The organism is Permianibacter aggregans (genome assembly GCF_009756665.1).
In the GTDB taxonomy this organism is placed as follows: domain Bacteria; phylum Pseudomonadota; class Gammaproteobacteria; order Enterobacterales; family Permianibacteraceae; genus Permianibacter; species Permianibacter aggregans.
In genome coordinates, this window is the sequence record NZ_CP037953.1 from 596924 (window position 1) to 615278 (window position 18355).

Consider the following 18355-nt stretch of genomic DNA (forward strand, 5'->3'; position numbering starts at 1 on the left):
AATTTGACCAACGGCAAATAGCTGCCAAAATTGTACAAACACACTATATCTTGCTCTAATCACCCGAGCGCCGTGAACAGACACATCACGCCTTCACGGAAACACAGCGTTTCCTGCAGGCCATTAAAACCATAAAAGGACCATGACGTTGTCACCGCCACTTTTTGGACGCGCCCAGAACAAGAAAAGCCAGCTGAGCCTAGGCTTGCGGCTCGGTTCCCAGCAGTTTTCCCTGGCTTGCCTGCAAGCGCAGCCTGAGTCCCCGCTGCTGCAGCGGGTGCACACCGAAGCTACCTCCGGCCTGGAAGACTTCAGCCAAAAGCTGACGCGGCTGGTTGATCAGTGGCAGTTGCACGGCGAAATCGCCCGCGTTGTTTTGAACAATGATCTCTATCGGCTGCTGCAGGCCGACACCCCGAACGTGCCGGAACCGGAGCGCGATGCCGCGCTAGCCTGGTCGCTGAAAGACGTGCTCGATTTTCCGGCCACCGAAGCCGTGATCTCCAGCTTTCTGCCGCCGGTATCACCACGTGGAGGTAATGAGCGCTTGTTTGTCGCCGCCGCCCACAAAGCGAAAATTCGCCCGTATGTGGAGAAAATTGCCGCCGCCGGGTTGAAACTGGACACCATCGATATCCCGGAACTCTGCGCTCGCAATCTACTGACGAAACTGAATCCGCCGATTCCCAGCATTGCGATGTTGGTGCAAAGCGGTCGCGGCGCGGTGATTTATGTTTTTCACGACAACGAGTTGGTCATTTCCCGGCCGCTGGCCGGCATTGGTGATATGGCGGTGTTGTTCTCCGGCTATGAGAACCGGCAATTAATGGACCAACTGGTGTTGGAGATTCAGCGCACGCTCGACTTTTACGAAAGCCAGATCGGCCGCCGCCCGATTGGCAAGCTGGTGTTGCCGCCACTGCCGGATGAGCTGACACCGCTACCGGAATTTTTGCGACAAAACCTGAATGTCGCGCTACTGTCGCTGGATATCGCCACACTGTTGCCGACCGATGAATCGATCGACAAAACCGCGTTACCGCAAGCCTGGCTTGCCGTCGGCGCAGCGTTGCGCGAGCTGCCGGTTTCGGAGGTGCAACGTGCAACAGGTTAACCTCTTTTTACCGGAGTTTGTGCCGGCCCCTGCCCGGCTTGGCTTACGCGCCGTTGGCATGGCAGCGCTGGCGATGATCATGCTGATCGTGCTGATCAGTCTGTTTCTGCTGAAGCAATTGAATGAAGCACGCGCCGTCACCAGCGAGCTGAATCAGAAAACCCAGGCCATCACCGAAGCGATCACCCGCACCCAGGGCGACCGCCAGGCCCAGATCGACGCCGCGGCGCGCAAGGAAGGATTGCAAAAGCAACTGGAGCTGCAGCGGCAATTGCTGGCCGATCTGGAGCAACGGGCACAGGTCGATGTGCGCGGTTTCTCGCCGTTGCTCGATGCGCTGGCGCGTACACCGATGCCGCAGAGCTGGCTGACCGAGATTGATATGCGCGGCCAACAATTTCTGCTGAAAGGTGAAACCACCAACGCCAAAATGCTGCCGGATTGGATCGCCGCGCTTCAGCAAAATGATTACCTGCACAATAAATCGATGAGCTACCTGCAGATTCAACCGGTTGAGCAAAAACCCGGTGTGCTGCAGTTTGAGCTTGGCGATCGCCTGGACGGAGCGCAAGACGATGAATCTCGGTAGTCATTTCCGCCGCCTCGATACCCGTTTTCTGGCGCTCAGCAAACGGGAACGGGTGATCATGCTGGTGCTGACCATCGTGGTGCTGTTGGCAATCGGTCAATTCGCGATTTTTCTGCCGTTGCAAAACACCATCCGGGCTGAACAGCAAATGCAGGAACAACGCCGACGCGATACCGAATTATTGGAAAATGAATACGCGCAGTTGCAGAGCTTTGTTGCCGGCCAGAACGATGTCGCCATTGTCGCGTCACTGGAACAAAAACTGGCCGATATTCAGCAACGCATGACACAACTCGGCAACCGGATGGTCGCGCCTTCGGAAATGGTCGAGCTGCTGCAGCAATTGCTGTCGAAAGAATCCGGCATGCGCGTTGTCGCGCTGGAAAAACTACCACTGGAACGCGACAACAATGGCGAACCGAATGGCCAACCCGACAGCCAGCTATTCCGACATCGTCTGCGCCTGACGCTGTATGGTAATTACCTGGAAAACCTGCGCTATCTGCAGAGAATGGAAGCGTTGCCCTGGCAGGTGTTTTGGGACCGTTTGCATTATCGCGTCGAGCAATATCCGAACGCCTATGTCACGATTGAAATCGCGACGCTGGCTGATAACAAGGAGTGGATCGGTGGTTAAGTCGCTTCTTGGTTTACTGTTGCTGTTCGCGGTCAACACTGAAGCCGCGGAACTGCGCGACCCAACCCGACCGCTGTGGTCACCACCTTCCGAGGCGGCGGCGAGCAAACCCGCTGAGCCATTGTTGACAGCGGTGTTAATCCAACCGGACAAACGTTTGGCGTTGATTGGCGAGAAATATTACCAGGTTGGCGACACGGTGAACGGCGCTCGCCTACTGCAAATTGAATTCGATCACGTGGTCTTGAGCGGCCGTAATGGAACGCAAAAACTGCTGCTGACCCCGACAATAAAAACCCGCCCAACGGCGGCAAAGGTAACACCTCTATGATGACAAGCCCGAAAACGCTGCCCCTGTCCCTGATCAGCATCCTGTTGTTGAACGCTTGCCAATCGGTGCCACCGAAAGCGCGCGCGCCCGGGCCGGTAAGCGAAGCCATCGAAGCCAGTCAACAGGCGCAAACACCACCGCCGGTACCGCCGAAAGCGGTGATCGACAGCCTGATCCCTGATGCTCCGATCATCGCCGTCAATGAGCCGCGTTTCGACGTCAATGTCAGCGAGGCCGAGGCAGCCAAATTTTTCGCCGGATTGGTTAGTGGCAGCTCGTACAATATTGCTGTGCGGCCCGACGTCAAAGGCAATATTTCGCTGAGCCTGCGCAATGTCAGCGTACCGGAAGTCATGGAGATTGTTCGTGACGTGTATGGCTACGAATACGACCGTAAAGGCAACTTGTTTACCGTGCACCCCGCCGGTTTGCAAACGGCGATTATCCCGGTTAACTACCTGAACTTACAGCGCAAAGGCAGCTCGCAAACGCGGGTCAACTCCGGCCAAGTCGCCGATGCCGGCACCAGCGAAGGGCAATCCGGTGGCAGCTCACAAAGTAGCGGCGGCGGTACACGGCCAGAAATCGCGCCCGCCACTGACATTAAAACCACCAGTGAAGCCGACTTGTGGAAAGAGCTGCAAACAACATTGGCCTCGCTCGTAAGCGGCAATCCTGGCAGCAGCATCGTCGTTAATCCACAAGCCAGCTTGGTGGTAGTGCGCGCCATGCCACATGATTTGCGTAGTGTCCGTCAGTATTTGCAATCGGCCGAAGCGCATTTGCAGCGGCAAGTCATTCTGGAAGCGAAAATTTTGGAAGTGACGTTGAATGACGGCTTTCAGGCCGGCATTGATTGGACACGATTACACACCACTAACAGCGGTAACACGCTATCGGTAGGCCAGACCGGGCAAGTGCTGAACCTGCCCAGCGTCGCCAACCCGTTAAACGGCATGCTGACCACAGTGTTCAATAGTTCCGACTTCAATGCCACCATTGATTTACTAAGCACACAAGGTACCGTGCAAGTACTGTCGAGCCCGCGCGTCTCCACGCTGAACAATCAAAAAGCGGTTATTAAAGTTGGCTCTGATGAGTTTTTCGTCACCGGCATTTCAACCACCACCGTGACCGGCGCAACCGCAGCGACCAGCACACCGAACGTCACGCTATCGCCATTTTTCTCCGGCATCGCGCTCGATGTCATGCCACAGATCAGTGAAGCCGGCGAAATCGTGCTGCATATTCACCCGACCGTTTCGGAAGTACGCGACCAAACCAAATCGCTGGAATTCGGCTCGGAAGTTTTCTCACTGCCACTGGCGCTCTCGACCGTGCGTGAAGCCGACTCGATTGTCCGCGCCCGTAGCGGCCAGATTGTCGTCATCGGCGGTCTGATGCAGGACAAACTGATCCAAAATGATTCCGGTGTGCCGTTCCTGAAAGACATTCCCTGGCTAGGCAAACTGTTCACCCAGCAGCGTGAAAGCCAGAACAAGAGCGAGCTGGTCATTCTGCTGCGCCCGGTTGTGACCGACGACACGGTATGGAAAAACGAAATTGATCGGGCACAGAAACAACTGAATGCACCATTGACAGGGAACGGTTGGTAATGATCCGGTATCAGGAATTTTTTGGCCTGAACGCAGCGCCGTTCAGTCTGACGCCTGATACCCGTTTTTTCTGCGCGCTGACGCCGCACGTGCAGGCGCTGAATGTGCTGATGGTGGCACTCAGTCAACACGAAGGCTTTATCAAAATTACCGGCGAAGTCGGCAGTGGCAAAACCCTGCTATGCCGGATGCTGCTGAATCGTCTGCATGGTCACCAGCCCTACGCCTATATTGCCAATCCAGCGTTATCGCCCACGGCGTTCAAAATGCAATTGGCCAGCGAGCTGGGGCTGAAACTGGAGCAAGACAGCGAGGCACAGCTCAATGGCAAAATTGAGCGACAGTTGCTGGCGCTGAATCAGCACGGTCATCCGGTTGTGCTGGTCATTGATGAAGCACAAGCTCTGCCACTTGAAACCCTGGAAACGCTGCGACTTTTTTCCAATCTGGAAACCGAAACCGGCAAGCTGCTGCATATTGTGCTGTTTGGACAACCGGAGCTAGATAAAAAATTGCAGCAGCCTTCCGTCCGGCAGTTGTTGCAACGAATCGCCTTTTCCTATCAATTAAAGCGTTTGCATCAGCATGAAGTGCAGCATTACCTGCAACATCGTTTACACATTGCCGGATACCAGGGCAAGCCGGTATTCGGCGTCTTGGCTTCCGCGAGCTTGCGTTTCTTCAGTCGCGGTGCACCGAGACTGGTCAATATCCTCGCGCAAAAATGCTTGCTGTTGGCCTACGCCGGACAACGCCAGCAGGTGCGAATGAGGGATACTTGGAAAGCCGCACTGGATACCGATTCTGCTCGCTTACGTTTGATCCGATTGCTACGCCCGCTTGCCATGCTATTCGCGCTTGGCAGTGCCAGCGCGGCGTTGGCCTTTTGGAGTCTGTCGTGAGCGTGGTCAATGAAGTCTTGCGCGACCTGTCGCAACGGCAACCGGAAGCCTATGCCCATCTGCGCGCAGAAACGCCGACGACGATAGCGCCGAATCGTCACGGCTTGATGTGGCTTTTGATGGCGCTGATTTTGTCGTCACTGCTGGCGTTGTATTGGTGGCAAAGCCGGGAACACGCGCCGACTACCAAGCCAGCAGCACCAGCAAGCAATCCGTCATTGGTCGCCGCCAACACGACTGCCGCCACTGATGTTCAAGCGGTTATCGAATTGCCCGCAGCTGGCGCTCAGCAATACCACGTCGAACCGTTGGCTGCCGCGCAACCTGCCGCTGACGATATTGAGCTGGCTGAAATCAAGCTTGTGACGACTACGGCGAGCGAGCGGAACAAAGAAGAAATTTCGACAACAAAGCCATTGGTTGCCAAGGTTCAGCAAACCAAAACAAACGTCAGCGCCGATTCCTCTGCCGCCAACTCAAACACGCCGCCAATTGACATCAAACCAGCGGTTCTCAGCGTCGCCGAACAGCAACAAACGCTGTCGCAATCAGCGCAGCTGGCATTGAGTCGTGGCGATGTCGTGGCTGCCGAAAAATGGCTGCGTGAAGCACACGAACTCGCCCCTGACGAAACTTCAGTGCGCAATAGCTGGTTGAAAACCTTGATTGCAGTTGACAGCGCTCGAGCGGAAACACAACTGCAACTACTGTTACAACGACATCCGGAAGACTGGCTGTTGCGTGAATTGCTGGCGAGCCTGTGGATTCGTCAGCAACGCTTCGATGCCGCGCTCTCCACTCTGCATGCGGCGTCACCACCAATGGCTAACGCCGCTGATTATTACGCGTTGAAAGCACTGGCATTGCAGCAGACCGACAAGCATCCGGAAGCCTTGTCACTGTATCGGGCTTTGATGCAACTGCAACCGCAGCACGGCGCACATTATGCCGGTGCGGCAATTTCCGCCGAACGTATCGGCGACATCAATTTCGCCAACCAGGCTTATGGCCGGGCCCTGGCTGATCTGCAATTACCCGCGCCGCTGCGCGCTTATGCCGAACAACGGCGCCGACAACTATTACAGGCAACACCATGAATCAACGCAAGATCCGGATAGGCGATCTGCTGGTCGAATCCGGCGTCATCACTGCTGGTCAATTGCAGGCTGCACTGCGCGAACAGGCGCGTACCGGGCAACGGCTCGGCACCACGCTGGTCGATATGCAACTGGTCGAAGAATCGCAGCTACTGAACATTCTTGCCCAGCAATTGCAAATTCCTTTCGTGGAGCTTGGTCGCATTCGCTTGAATGAAGCCTTGGCGCAACGACTGAACGAAGTGCAAGCGCGCCGCTACCGGGCATTGATCATCGAAGAAGGCCCAGCTCACTATTTGGCGGCAGTTTCTGACCCAACCGATCTGACCCGCATCGACGAGATGCAAAGCCTGCTGGATAAACCGCTGAAAATCGCTGTTGCGCGCGAATCGGAATTGATGCGCGCGATCGACATCATCTATCGCCACACCGAACAAATCGAAAGCCTGGCGCTGGAGTTGAGCGAAGCCGGTGGCGACCAATTCGATCTGGCAACGCTCACCGAAGCGGTCGATGTGTCGGAAGCGCCAGTTGCCCGATTGCTGCAAAGCATTTTTGAAGACGCGATCAAGATGGGCGCTTCCGATATCCACCTGGAACCGGAGGAAAATGGTCTGCGAATCCGGATGCGTGTCGATGGCGTATTGCAGGAACAAATGGTCAAGGAAAGCCGCATCGCCAGCGCTGTGGTGTTGCGTTTGAAACTGATGTCGAATCTCGATATCTCGGAAAAACGCCGACCACAGGATGGCCGCTTCAGTATGGTCGTGCAGGGCCGGCAAATTGATGTGCGCTTGGCAACGCTGCCGCTGAATTATGGTGAATCGGTGGTCATGCGCTTGCTCGATCAAACCGGCGGCCAGTTGACCATCGCCCAGCTCGGCATGCTGCCGGAACATCAGAAACTATTCGAGCAACTACTGAGCTATCCGCACGGCATCATCCTGGTGACCGGCCCGACCGGTTCCGGTAAATCGACCACGCTGTATGCGGCGCTGAACAGGTTGAATCAACCGGATGTGAAAATCATCACCGTTGAGGATCCGGTGGAATACCGTTTGCCACGCGTCAACCAGATTCAGGTCAATACCAAGATCGATCTGACCTTTGCTGCCGTGCTGCGCACCGTGTTACGCGCCGACCCGGACATCATCATGGTCGGTGAAATGCGCGATCAGGAAACCGCCGAAATCGGTTTGCGCGCGGCGCTGACCGGCCACTTGGTGCTGTCGACGCTGCACACCAACGATGCGATACAAAGCGCGATGCGTCTGGGTGACATGGGTGCCGAACCGTATCTGGTAGCCAGTACCTTGCGCGGTGTCATTGCCCAGCGACTGGTGCGCAAACTGTGCCCGCAGTGTGCTCGGGGCAGTGAGCCCACACCGCAACAGAAAAGCTGGCTGCAGCATCATGGAGTTGAAGAATCACAAACGTTCAAAGCGCCGGTAGGTTGCAATCATTGCAATCAAAGTGGCTATCGGGGCCGTATCGGCGTGCACGAGATCTTGATTATTGACGATGCCATGTCCGAAGCGCTGCGTCGTAACGATCAGGATGGATTTGTTCAGGCCGCACGTGCGGCCAAGCACTACACACCACTGGCGATGAGCGCGCTGGAGCGAGCTCGCCAAGGCGTTACTTCACTGGACGAAGTGCTGCGTGTCAGTGAGGGGGCCTGATGAAAACTCCAATCTTGTTAGCGGATAAAAGCTGAGCATGCCGTTTTACTATTACAAAGGCCGCAACAAAGCCGGCGAAATCGTCGAGAATCGGGTCGAATCCGGCTCGGCCGATGCCCTCGCCTCACGCTTGTTGGCCGATGGCATCACACCGATACACATCGACGAACAGATTGCCGCGGTGCCGAAACGCGTCGTCAAGTTCACGCTGTTCAAGCGCGGCCAAACGCAGCTGCCGGATTTGATCATGTTCAGCCGGCAAATGTACTCACTGACCAAGGCTGGTGTGCCGATTATCCGTGCCATCACCAGCCTCGCCGAAACCACGCAATCGGAAGAACTCGCAGAGGCCTTGCGCCATATCGTCGATGATCTTTCGGGCGGTATTGAGCTGGCTGCAGCCATCGGCAAACAAGGTCATGTGTTCACACCGCTGTATGTCAGCATGGTGCATGTCGGCGAAAACACCGGTCGACTCGATTTGGCGTTTGAACAGTTGTCGAGTTATCTCGAACTGGAAATGCTAACCAGACAGCGAATCAAGGAAGCGTTGCGCTACCCAAGCTTCGTGGTCGTCGCAATGATTGCCGCGCTTTTTGTGATCAATATTTTCGTTATTCCGGCATTTTCCGGGATGTTCGCGGCGTTTAAAGCCGAACTACCGCTACCTACCCGAATTCTGATATTTGTCTCTGACTTTTTTCTGGCGTACTGGCCCTACATGGCCGTCGCACTGATTGCCGCTTTTGTATTTTTCAAGCAATGGAAAGCTACAATACACGGCGAGCTGCGTTGGGATGGTTGGAAGATTCGCTTTCCGATTGTCGGTCCAATTATTCACCGCGCCCTGCTCTCGCGTTTTGCCCGTTCTTTCTCGATGTGCCAGCGCGCCGGTGTACCGATTTCCACTTCACTCGCTGTCGTCGCCAATGCTGTCGATAACGCCAAAGTCGCACAGCAGGTACGCAAGATGCGTGAAGGCGTCGAACGTGGAGAAAATATCAGCCGGGCGGCGCGCAATACTGGCATGTTCTCACCTTTGGTACTGCAAATGCTCGTGGTCGGTGAGGAAACCGGCCAGCTCGACCAATTGCTCGATGAGGTGGCAGACTTCTATGAACGCGAAGTCGATTACGATCTGAAAAAGCTTTCGCAGAACATCGAACCCATTTTGATTGTCGCGATGGGCATCATGGTGCTGGTGCTGGCGCTCGGTATTTTTCTGCCAATGTGGGAATTGGCGTCAGCGGCTCGAGGCAACTGATGAGGCGAGCGCGAGGTTTTACCGCGCTGGAGTTTATCGTCATTTGCACGATTGTTGCGGGCATTGTCTGGGCGTTGATCCCGCGCATCACCGACACGCTGAAGCTTGCCCATGAACAGGCCGTAATGAATACCGGCATCGCGCTTCGAGAGAATGTTCAGTGGGCGCAACGCAAGTGGCTCGCCGCCGCCAACCATCCAAACATTATCGATTGGCCCAATACCGCCAGTCGCACGCTGATGCTGAACCCGGCTGGTTTTCCGATTGGTGGCCCGGAACACTCTAGCGAACAGACGCTGAGCGCATTGCGCTGTGCCTGGCTCTGGCAGGGCCTGCTCGGCGGCAGTCCGCCTGCGGCAGCCATCAGCGGCGACAGTACCTACCGGGTATTGACCGATTATCAGCCGGAACAGGGGCTGGGCTGCCTTTATCGTTATCGGCTTGCCGGCACCATGTCGATAAGGTACTACCCGGACACCGGCACAGTTTTGATAGACCATCGTTTCGAATCAGACGCCGTCGGACGCTGAACGATTTGGGCCGATTTACCGCCAATCAGAAATTTCGGCGGAAACTGGCACAATTCCATAGATTTCCTAAAATGATGGTAAGCTGGATTTAGAAAGCTCTGAAAACCACGGTCTTTCAGAGATTTCTGTAGGGACATCGTTGCTTCGCCGAAGCGGCAATAACAAGGAAAGCAAACAACCGATTCATTCCTACTATTGGAGAGCACTATGAAACAACGTGGTTTCACCCTGATCGAACTGATCGTCGTGATCGTCATCCTCGGTATTCTGGCCGCCACCGCCGCCCCGCTTTTTGTCGATTTGAAAGCAGACGCCAACCGTGCCGTATTACAGGGTGTCGAAGCATCGGTTCGTAGCGCCTCGACCCTGGTTTACGCCAAAGCTCAAATTGCTGGTCAAACCGGTGCCACGGGTACGGTAGTCATCAATGGTAACAACATCTCCACAGCATATGGCTACCCAGCCACTTCGGCGTTAACCAGCGTACTGACCCTGTCACCCGCAGCAGACTTCAATACTGCTACAGCGGGAACCATTCAGCTGGTAAAGGCAACCACTCCTGCTGACTGCCAGATTGTTTATGCCGAACCCACTGCGGTTAACACCGAGCCGGCGATTACCATTACCAACACCGGTTGCTGAATTTGTGCCCCGGCGACAGCAAAAGCAGCAACATCACGTTGCTGCTTTTACCTTGCTTGAACTGATCATCACGATCATCATTATCGGCGTGCTAGCTGCTGTTGCCGCCCCAATCTTCTTCTCGGAATCCTCGTTTTCCTCAACAGCCGCTCGCGACGAAATGCTCACCGCCTTGCGCAATGCGCAGCAGCGGGCCATGGCTGATGCCGGCACAGTCACCTGCTTCATCACCACCAGCAACAGTTACAGTGTTAATCGTGCTTGTACACCCGGTGCAGACGGCACACCAATCATGCTGCCGGAACGTAGCGGTTCTTACCCTCGCGCACTACCCGATAGTGTTACCGTTGCACCGGCAACCAAACTGATATTCGGTTCACTCGGCACCACGACAGCAACAACGTTTGTATTCAGTGGTGGCGACAGGCTTTGTGTGGAGGCCAGCGGTTATGCCTATGCCTGCTGAACACCTCCGTCACTGTTTTTTGCATGACATCAAACAGCGAGGCTTTACGCTGATTGAACTGATTGTCACGATTATCGTCACCGCCATCGCGTTCACTGCGCTCAGTGTCTGGATGCTAGGCGCCAATCGTGACAGTGTCGATCCGGTGATCAGCATGCGCGCCGCGACACTTGGTCAGGCGTACCTTGAGGAAATCCTCAGCAAGCGTTTTGACGAGCAGAACAGTCCCGGCGGTATCCCGCGCTGCAATGACGATGGCCCAGCCTGTACTTCAGCCGCCAACTTTGGCCCCGATGGCGAAACCCGTGAATTTTTTGATGATGTCGATGATTATCATGGCTTGAGCGAGTCACCACCGCGTAACAATTTCGGTAACGAGCGTAGTCAGTACAATAACTTCTCAGTCGCGGTCAGCGTCAGCTACGACGGCGGCACATTTGGCTTGTCGGCGCAGGAGTTGAAACGGATTGAGGTAACTGTGCGCACGCCCAGCGGCTTTCCATTTGTGTTCACCGCGTATCGGGGGAACTTCTGATGCGCAGCCATGGCTTCACGCTGATTGAACTGATTGTCGTGATCGTCATCATCGGTATCTTGAGTGTCGGTTTCACCTCGCTCTATACGCAAAGCATTGATCAGTATCTCGACGCCAATCGTCGCAGTGATTTGAGCGCAACCGCGCGGCTGGCGCTGGAACGGGTCAGCCGGGAATTGCGCGATGCCTTACCCAACAGTGTCCGTGTCACGCCCTCCGGCAACTGCGTTGAATTTCGACCGCTTGCCACTGCCCAGTACTATCTTGACATTCCGATTGCGGCACCGGCTTCATCATTCAGTGCCATTACATTCCCCTTGCCAAGCAGCGGTAGTTGGTCTGCGGCGATCATGCCGCTCGACATTGCAGATAGTTACGATACCTCGGCCAGCAACAGCAAAGCGGTGGTTGGTATTGCCAGTGTGAGTCCGCTCGGCACCAATAGCGTGCAGGTCAATCTGGTCAGCGCCAACCGCTTTCCGCGCACCTCTCCTGCACGCCGCTTTTTTGTCACGGGCACGCCGATTTCATTCTGTGTCAGCGCGGGTGAATTACGTCGCTACCAAGGCTATGGCGTACAAGCCACGCAACCAACACCGGGTTCCGGCTTAAGTGGCGGCGATTTGCTGGCCCGAAATATCGTCAATCCGGCAGCGATTTTTCAGTATCAGGCCGGCACTCTGGAACGCAACGCACTGTTGACCGTGGCGCTGGATTTACGCAGCGGCGACGAACAAATTCGTCATGAGCATGAGGTATTGATTCGCAATGTACCGTGAAGCTCAACAATCAATGACCTTAGTTTCCCCACCGGTGGCTTGGAGTCGGATGAGCGGTTTCAGTTTGCCGGCCGCGATGTTCATACTGGTGGTGCTGGCCTTGCTCGCCGCAGCGGTGTATCGCACCGTTGCCATCAGCAACAGCAGTGTCGCGCTGGAGATGCTTTCTGCCCGCGCCTTTCTGGCGGCTGAAAGTGGTGCCCAGGCGACGATGATGCAGTTGTTTCCGACCAATGGAGCACCAGCCAGTTGCGGTATGCCGAGTTGGAATTTAACCGGCAGCGGCTTTAACAACTGCACCGTGCAGGTACGCTGCAACACCACCACAGCCGATAGCGTAACGGTTTATGCCATCAGCAGCGTCGGCCGCTGCCAGGCTGGCGACTTACAAGCCAGTCGAACGCTGGAAGTGTTGGCCAATGAGTCCTAGGTTGTCACCATGCATGTAGTTCTGAAATTTTGGTGCATACTCGCCAATACACGACCGATGATTTTCGGCGTTCTTTCGGTATTGCTGCTGAGTCAGCCAGTAGATGCCGCAGTCAGTTATATCGGTCAGGACGTAGAGGTCGCCACGAGCAACAGCGCCACCAGCCTGACCGTCACCCCGGCGAGTGGCACCCAGGAAGGCGATTTGTTGCTGGCGCACCTGACGGTGCGTTCGGACAACTTTGGCATCCCGCCATCGGGCTGGACCGCCGTGTTCAATCTGACCAACGACGGTGTACGCCATCAACTCTGGTATCGAATCGTGCCGACCGGCGGACTCGGCAATCAAACCTTTAGCTTTGACGACGATGGTCGTGCGGTGTTGGGGGTGTCGACTCTGCGCGGCGCCGACCCGTCGAATCCGATTGCCGCTTATGGCAGCAACAGCGATTGGTGGTGGACAGCCACGGCACCGTCGGTCGATGTGACTACCGCCGACAGCTACGCCTTGGCGTATTTTGCTGGGGATGATGGCAACGAGTCATTTACGCTCGCCACCACCGGTCGCATTCCCGCTTGGTCGCACCGAACCACCGGTGGCAGCAGTAATGGGGTATCTGGTGCGATGTGGCATTTTCCACGCAGCTCCACCGGACCTTCCGGCTCGACCGATGCCAATTACTGGTTTGACGAATGGTCGGCAGTAACCGTGATCATCGCTCCGGGCACCCCATTTAGCTGCTTCGCTGATGATTTCAATCGCGCGTCGGGAGTCGGTAGCGATTGGGCAGTCGCCTTCAGCTCAGGTTCTTTCGGATCACCACAAATTATCAATAACCGGTTGCGACTGACCAATGCCAGCAGCAACGCGGCCACCGCAGCGACTTTGCAGCGAGTATTCCCAGGTGCCGGTAATTACGTCGAACTGGAATTCATCATGTATGCCTATGGTGGCAACGGCGCTGATGGTATTGCGATTATTCTTTCCGACGCCGAAACCACTCCGCAGCCGGGTGGCTATGGTGGCTCGCTCGGTTATGCACAGCGCTGCGGTATCGACGGTTTTGCCGGCGGCTGGCTTGGCATCGGCCTGGATGAGTACGGCAATTACTCGACCAACGGAGAATGCCGTGTTGCCGGTCCAGGCTTTCGTACCGACGCCATTGCGGTACGCGGCTCTGGCAGCGGCACCTCGGGTTATCGTTATATCGCTGGCACCAATTCACTGTCTCCCGGTGTCGATCAAAATAGCAGCGGCCACCGTTATCGGATTCGCATCGACGCCCGCACCAACGTAATTCCCGTTACCGTTGACCGTGACACTACTGGCACCGGCAACAACTATTCCAATCTAATTTCCATTGCCAACATCGCCACGGCAACTGGCCAGGCGGCATTGCCGGAAAACCTGTTGTTGTCACTGACCGGTTCCACCGGTGGCTCCAATAATATTCATGAGATAGATAATCTCGGCGTTTGCGCATTACAGATGGATCCAATTACTGAACAGATTGATCATTTCGACTTCACGCCGTTGGAAACGCCGCTTACTTGCAAACCGACGCTCATGCGCGTGCGTGCCTGTATGGATGCAAACTGCACAAGCACCTACAACGGCAACGTGAGCGTTAATCTCGGTCCGAGCGGCTGGCAAGGCTCGCAGCCTTATACGCTGACCAATGGTATCGGTGAATTCTATTTCAGCCGAACGACGATTGGCGCTCAAACCACATTCACGGTCACCAACAGTTCGGTGCCGATAAAACCGTTTTCACAAATCACGTGCAATGGTGTATCGCCGTGTTCGATTGTTTGGCAAGACGCCGGCCTTGATTTCAACATGCCTACACTCACCAGCAACAAACCGAGTAACGCTTTTAACATTCGTGCGGTGAAAAAAGATGACACAACACAAAGCTGTGCACCGGCATTTACCGGTAGTCGCACGGTTAGTTTTTATTCGAACTATCAGAATCCGGCATCCGGTTCTGCGGCAATGTCCGTTCGCGATACCAGTACCCCTGCGCTGACCAGCATCGGACAAAGCTTTGCCAGCCGCACACCGATAACTTTGAATTTTAACAACAACGGCGAGGCGCAAATTCATGCTCATTATCCGGATGCCGGCGAGATTCGCCTGTATGCCCATTACCAAGGCAGCGCCGCCAATAATGACAATGGACTGGTGCTAAGCGGAGACAGCTATGATGTTGCCGTTCCAGCCGGCTTCTGCGTCGAAGCAATGACATTTGCTTCGCCATCGACACCTCTCCCCAGTTGCGATGACGCCAATTGTCCGGGCTATCAACGAGCTGGTGAGAGTTTTCCGTTGCGCATCAGCGCGCGTGCATGGCAAGCCGATGGCGAAACCGGTACGGAACTCTGCGACAATCTGCCGACACCGAATTTTCGGCATGTTGATTTTGAACTGACGCACCAACGCGAAAGCGATTCAGACTTGCTCGTCGATGGCGCGCTTGGTGTTGATGACAACATCGAAATCACCACCAATGGCACCGTCACGCTGAATAATCAAACGCTTTCCGAAGCGGGTCGCTTCCTAATTTCAACAAGTATTGCCAACAACTATTTCGGGATACCGCTGCCGGTTTCCAGCAGCGCACCGATCGGTCGCATCTACCCCTATCGCTACGACATTACCGATTTGGTTTACGAGGCCGCCTGCGATGTGCCCACTACCACCACGCCTTTTACCTATGCGGGCTTAGCTACAGCGCCGATAAAACCCGGGCAACTGATTCCATTCGGCGCCAGCATTCGGGCCGTCAACAAAGCAGGCCAGGTGCTGACCAATTATCACGGTGCGTACGCCAAGTTGAATGGCGAAGAACCGGTGTTTGCCGACTTCTCCGGTGCCGTTGCAGCGAGCGATGGCGATTTTTTCAGCAGCGCCGAATTAGGTTTTCTGGTCGGTATCAGCAATTTCGTCCCGAACGATTTGCAGTACCGTTTCAACAGCCCAAGAGCGCCCTACGAGGTCAGCGCGCAACTGTCCGTAACTGACTCCGATGGCGCGACCGGTAGCTCTGAGATCTCCGTTGCTCGTGAATATCGTCTCGGTCGATTGCGCGTGGAGAATGCTTACGGTCCGGAACAACTACCATTACCCATTCCTCTGCGTGCCGAATATTTTGACGGGACTCGTTATCGACAAAATGCCGCCGATAACTGCACAACTTACCTCGGCAGCAATGCCAGCCTTGCTGATGGCTCAATGAGCGCAACGCTAACCCCGGTTGCCGGCCCAAGCTCGGAGCAAACCATGCAGACGGGAGCCAGCACAGGCGCCAACCCGTTGTTGTTGACAGCACCCGGAACGGGAAATGTCGGCAGCGTCAATGTGATTTACACGCCGCCAGTATGGTTGCAGTTTGACTGGAACAATGATGGTAGTAACGATGCAACCACTACCGGCGTCGCGACGTTCGGCCGCTATCGGGGCTCGGATCGGGTGATTTATTGGCGCGAGCAACGGCCGCCAATCATTCCGTAAAACAATTATCGATGAGGACTCACGCCATCAACCAGGCTTGTATGGCGCGGCCGAACAGGTAAAACAACAGCACGATTAGCAGCGCCCACAAACCGGCTTTTAATTTATTCCGCTGCCACAGTGTTTCGGCCTCATCGCCGTAGTGATGCACCAGCCACACCAGGCCAAAATATCGGATGGCGCGCGCGATGCTTGCAGCCAGCAAGAAAAGCCAGAACGAATAGTCACCCGCTCCGGCTGCCAGCATGCCGATCTGAAACGGAATGGGTGAAATGCCAGTCGCCAAAACAAAAAGAAAGCCATGATCGCGCAACATCTCGCGCATGTTTTTATAAGCATCCGGCGAGGCAAACCATTCGATGATCGGCTGCCCCAGCCACTGCATCAGGTAAGCGCCAACCAGATAAAACAAGCTGGCACCCAACAGGCAGGTAATGGTTACGACCGCGGCGGTTCGCAACATCCTATCGCGATTACGAATCAGAAAAGGGATCAGAACGGATTCCAGCGGAATCGGCAGAATCGTTGTTTCCAGAAATGAAAACACACCCAGCACCGTCCATGGATAACGCGTTTCAAAAACCTGGCGATAGAAACTCTCCAGCCATTTCACCCGGACGCGCCCTGTTGCTTGTTTAGCGCTTGCTTGGATAAGAAACGTTTTTTACCGCACCACCAGCAACACTAACCGTGGTCGCCACATTCAATGCTTTGTCGCGAGCATCCTGAATGCTATCGCCACGCGCCAGGCCAACGCCCATACGTCGCTTGCCTTTGACTTCCGGCTTGCCAAACAAGCGAAGTTGGGTATCCGGTGCCTTCATCGCCTCCGCAAGGTTACCGAACTGTACTGACTGCGAGTCGCCTTCGATTAACATCGCACATGACGCACTCGGTCCCCACTGACGAATGATCGGAATCGGCAAGCCGAGAATGGCTCGGGCATGCAAAGCAAATTCGGATAACTCCTGCGATACCAGCGTCACCAACCCGGTGTCGTGCGGTCGCGGACTGACTTCGGAAAATATCGCCTTGTCGCCTTTGATGAATAACTCAACACCAAAGATGCCGCGACCACCGAGCGCTTCGGTAATTTTCGCTGCGATGTGTTGCGATTCTGCCAAGGCTTTTTCCGACATCGGCTGCGGCTGCCAGGATTCGCGGTAATCGCCATCGACTTGAACATGACCAATTGGCGCACAGAATTGCGTGCCGGAATTCGAACGCACGATCAGCAGTGTGATTTCATAATCAAAATCAACAAAACCTTCGACAATCACCCTGCCCTTGCCGGCACGGCCACCTTCCTGCGCGTACTGCCAGGCATGATCAATATCGCCTTCTGCTTTGATTACGCTTTGGCCTTTGCCGGAACTGCTCATGATCGGTTTGACGACACAAGGCATCCCAACCGTTTTCACCGCTGCCCGAAACGAGGCTTCATCATCAGCAAACTGATAGGGAGACGTCGGCAAGCCAAGCTCTTCGGCGGCGAGGCGGCGAATTCCCTCACGATTCATCGTCAGCTTCGCGGCACGCGCGGTGGGAATCACTGTGTAGCCTTCGCTTTCCAGCTCCAGCAAAGAATCGGTCGCAATCGCTTCAATTTCCGGCACGATAAACGCCGGTTTTTCTTGTTCCACGACCGCACGCAACGCGGCGCCATCGAGCATATTGATCACATGCGAACGATGAGCGACCTGCATCGCCGGCGCTTTGGCGTAGCGATCAACGGCAATGATCTCACAGCCGAAACGTTGTAGCTCGATTACCACTTCTTTTCCGAGCTCACCGCAACCGAGCATCATGATGCGGGTGGCGTTAGCGGTTAATGGTGTTCCGATAGTTGTCATAGTGAATTACTCATTTTTGTAAAACCAATCCGTTTAAAAAAGATTAAAAAATTGATCGTCTTGTTTTGTCGAAGCCAAAAACACCAGAAAAGAAAAAACGGGGCCCCGTATGCGCCAGCCGGCAACGAGCGTTCGTAGGCCGGGTATGCCAGCAGGGACAGCTGGCATAGCACTGATAAGGCATGGATGCCGCGTCAGTGCGGCCCGAGCCAGAGAATGCTCGTTGCCGGAACGGCCTAGTCGAAGCAGAATAACTTTCCTGGCGCTTCGGGGCGCGCTTCTCTTTGGGTACTTTCTCTTGCGCGAACAAGAGAAAGTACCTCGGTCGCCGGTCCGAGAACCGGCAAACGCAAAAGTCGAAAGACATTGGGTTGC

Annotated in this window: 18 protein-coding genes; 16 read left to right on the top strand and 2 right to left on the bottom strand. The window is 55.2% G+C overall.

Annotation, left to right across the window (positions count from 1 at the left end):
* Positions 1-148: 148 nt before the first annotated feature.
* The 16 genes from E2H98_RS02795 to E2H98_RS02870 all read left to right on the top strand — a co-directional run bounded on the left by E2H98_RS02795 (position 149) and on the right by E2H98_RS02870 (position 16127).
* On the top strand, positions 149-1114 hold the full coding sequence (locus tag E2H98_RS02795; protein WP_157591216.1) for a type IV pilus biogenesis protein PilM: 966 nt from the start codon (positions 149-151) through the stop codon (positions 1112-1114).
* Entirely contained in the window at positions 1101-1703 is a 603-nt protein-coding gene (locus E2H98_RS02800) for a PilN domain-containing protein (RefSeq protein WP_157591217.1), read from the top strand. Before E2H98_RS02795 ends, E2H98_RS02800 begins: the two co-directional genes overlap by 14 nt.
* On the top strand, positions 1690-2340 hold the full coding sequence (locus tag E2H98_RS02805) for a type II secretion system protein M (RefSeq protein ID WP_133587585.1): 651 nt from the start codon (positions 1690-1692) through the stop codon (positions 2338-2340). Before E2H98_RS02800 ends, E2H98_RS02805 begins: the two co-directional genes overlap by 14 nt.
* Positions 2333-2671, top strand: a complete 339-nt coding sequence (locus tag E2H98_RS02810) for a hypothetical protein (protein WP_133587587.1) — start codon at positions 2333-2335, stop codon at positions 2669-2671. Before E2H98_RS02805 ends, E2H98_RS02810 begins: the two co-directional genes overlap by 8 nt.
* Entirely contained in the window at positions 2668-4287 is a 1620-nt protein-coding gene (mshL, locus tag E2H98_RS02815) for a pilus (MSHA type) biogenesis protein MshL (RefSeq protein WP_133587589.1), read from the top strand. The genes E2H98_RS02810 and mshL overlap by 4 nt, the downstream gene beginning before the upstream one ends.
* Positions 4287-5189, top strand: coding sequence for an ExeA family protein (locus tag E2H98_RS02820; protein ID WP_133587591.1), 903 nt, complete (start codon positions 4287-4289; stop codon positions 5187-5189). The genes mshL and E2H98_RS02820 overlap by 1 nt, the downstream gene beginning before the upstream one ends.
* The gene (locus E2H98_RS02825; protein WP_133587593.1) at positions 5186-6286 is read left to right on the top strand and encodes a tetratricopeptide repeat protein; all 1101 of its coding nucleotides are present in this window, start codon (positions 5186-5188) and stop codon (positions 6284-6286) included. Before E2H98_RS02820 ends, E2H98_RS02825 begins: the two co-directional genes overlap by 4 nt.
* Positions 6283-7968, top strand: a complete 1686-nt coding sequence (locus E2H98_RS02830; RefSeq protein ID WP_198325220.1) for a GspE/PulE family protein — start codon at positions 6283-6285, stop codon at positions 7966-7968. Before E2H98_RS02825 ends, E2H98_RS02830 begins: the two co-directional genes overlap by 4 nt.
* Positions 7969-8005: 37 nt before the next feature.
* Entirely contained in the window at positions 8006-9232 is a 1227-nt protein-coding gene (locus tag E2H98_RS02835) for a type II secretion system F family protein (protein WP_133587597.1), read from the top strand.
* The gene (locus E2H98_RS02840) at positions 9232-9762 is read left to right on the top strand and encodes a hypothetical protein (protein WP_133587599.1); all 531 of its coding nucleotides are present in this window, start codon (positions 9232-9234) and stop codon (positions 9760-9762) included. Before E2H98_RS02835 ends, E2H98_RS02840 begins: the two co-directional genes overlap by 1 nt.
* A 207-nt stretch (positions 9763-9969) precedes the next feature.
* Positions 9970-10404 (top strand): prepilin-type N-terminal cleavage/methylation domain-containing protein, encoded by a 435-nt coding sequence (locus E2H98_RS19445; RefSeq protein WP_133587601.1) that lies wholly within the window; start codon positions 9970-9972, stop codon positions 10402-10404.
* Entirely contained in the window at positions 10343-10870 is a 528-nt protein-coding gene (locus tag E2H98_RS02850; protein ID WP_133587603.1) for a GspH/FimT family pseudopilin, read from the top strand. Before E2H98_RS19445 ends, E2H98_RS02850 begins: the two co-directional genes overlap by 62 nt.
* A complete protein-coding gene (locus E2H98_RS02855) occupies positions 10854-11405 on the top strand; it encodes a type IV pilus modification PilV family protein (RefSeq protein WP_133587606.1) in 552 nt (183 codons plus the stop codon). Before E2H98_RS02850 ends, E2H98_RS02855 begins: the two co-directional genes overlap by 17 nt.
* A complete protein-coding gene (locus tag E2H98_RS02860; RefSeq protein WP_133587608.1) occupies positions 11405-12184 on the top strand; it encodes a prepilin-type N-terminal cleavage/methylation domain-containing protein in 780 nt (259 codons plus the stop codon). Before E2H98_RS02855 ends, E2H98_RS02860 begins: the two co-directional genes overlap by 1 nt.
* A gap of 49 nt (positions 12185-12233) precedes the next feature.
* Positions 12234-12614 (top strand): hypothetical protein, encoded by a 381-nt coding sequence (locus E2H98_RS02865; RefSeq protein ID WP_133587610.1) that lies wholly within the window; start codon positions 12234-12236, stop codon positions 12612-12614.
* A 9-nt stretch (positions 12615-12623) separates the two neighbouring features.
* Positions 12624-16127: a DUF6701 domain-containing protein gene (locus E2H98_RS02870; RefSeq protein ID WP_133587613.1), complete on the top strand. Its 3504-nt coding sequence runs from the start codon at positions 12624-12626 to the stop codon at positions 16125-16127.
* A gap of 19 nt (positions 16128-16146) precedes the next feature.
* On the opposite strand, the gene E2H98_RS02875 is transcribed toward E2H98_RS02870, so the two are convergent.
* Together E2H98_RS02875 and purT are read right to left on the bottom strand one after the other, a co-directional pair.
* Positions 16147-16740: a YqaA family protein gene (locus E2H98_RS02875; protein WP_133587615.1), complete on the bottom strand. Its 594-nt coding sequence runs from the start codon at positions 16738-16740 to the stop codon at positions 16147-16149.
* 22 nt (positions 16741-16762) lie between these two features.
* Complete coding sequence (gene purT, locus E2H98_RS02880; protein WP_133587617.1) at positions 16763-17980, bottom strand: formate-dependent phosphoribosylglycinamide formyltransferase; 1218 nt, start codon at positions 17978-17980, stop codon at positions 16763-16765.
* Between the last annotated feature and the right edge of the window lie 375 nt (positions 17981-18355).

Coding starts and splice junctions, on each gene's coding strand:
- E2H98_RS02860 (WP_133587608.1), top strand. CDS start 11,405: ATGCGCAGCCATGGCTTCACGCTGATTGAACTGATTGTCGTGATCGTC.
- E2H98_RS02820 (WP_133587591.1), top strand. CDS start 4,287: ATGATCCGGTATCAGGAATTTTTTGGCCTGAACGCAGCGCCGTTCAGT.
- purT (WP_133587617.1), bottom strand. CDS start 17,980: ATGACAACTATCGGAACACCATTAACCGCTAACGCCACCCGCATCATG.
- E2H98_RS02805 (WP_133587585.1), top strand. CDS start 1,690: ATGAATCTCGGTAGTCATTTCCGCCGCCTCGATACCCGTTTTCTGGCG.
- E2H98_RS02830 (WP_198325220.1), top strand. CDS start 6,283: ATGAATCAACGCAAGATCCGGATAGGCGATCTGCTGGTCGAATCCGGC.
- E2H98_RS02865 (WP_133587610.1), top strand. CDS start 12,234: ATGAGCGGTTTCAGTTTGCCGGCCGCGATGTTCATACTGGTGGTGCTG.
- E2H98_RS02855 (WP_133587606.1), top strand. CDS start 10,854: ATGCCTATGCCTGCTGAACACCTCCGTCACTGTTTTTTGCATGACATC.
- mshL (WP_133587589.1), top strand. CDS start 2,668: ATGATGACAAGCCCGAAAACGCTGCCCCTGTCCCTGATCAGCATCCTG.
- E2H98_RS02835 (WP_133587597.1), top strand. CDS start 8,006: ATGCCGTTTTACTATTACAAAGGCCGCAACAAAGCCGGCGAAATCGTC.
- E2H98_RS02870 (WP_133587613.1), top strand. CDS start 12,624: ATGCATGTAGTTCTGAAATTTTGGTGCATACTCGCCAATACACGACCG.
- E2H98_RS02840 (WP_133587599.1), top strand. CDS start 9,232: ATGAGGCGAGCGCGAGGTTTTACCGCGCTGGAGTTTATCGTCATTTGC.
- E2H98_RS02850 (WP_133587603.1), top strand. CDS start 10,343: ATGCCGAACCCACTGCGGTTAACACCGAGCCGGCGATTACCATTACCA.
- E2H98_RS19445 (WP_133587601.1), top strand. CDS start 9,970: ATGAAACAACGTGGTTTCACCCTGATCGAACTGATCGTCGTGATCGTC.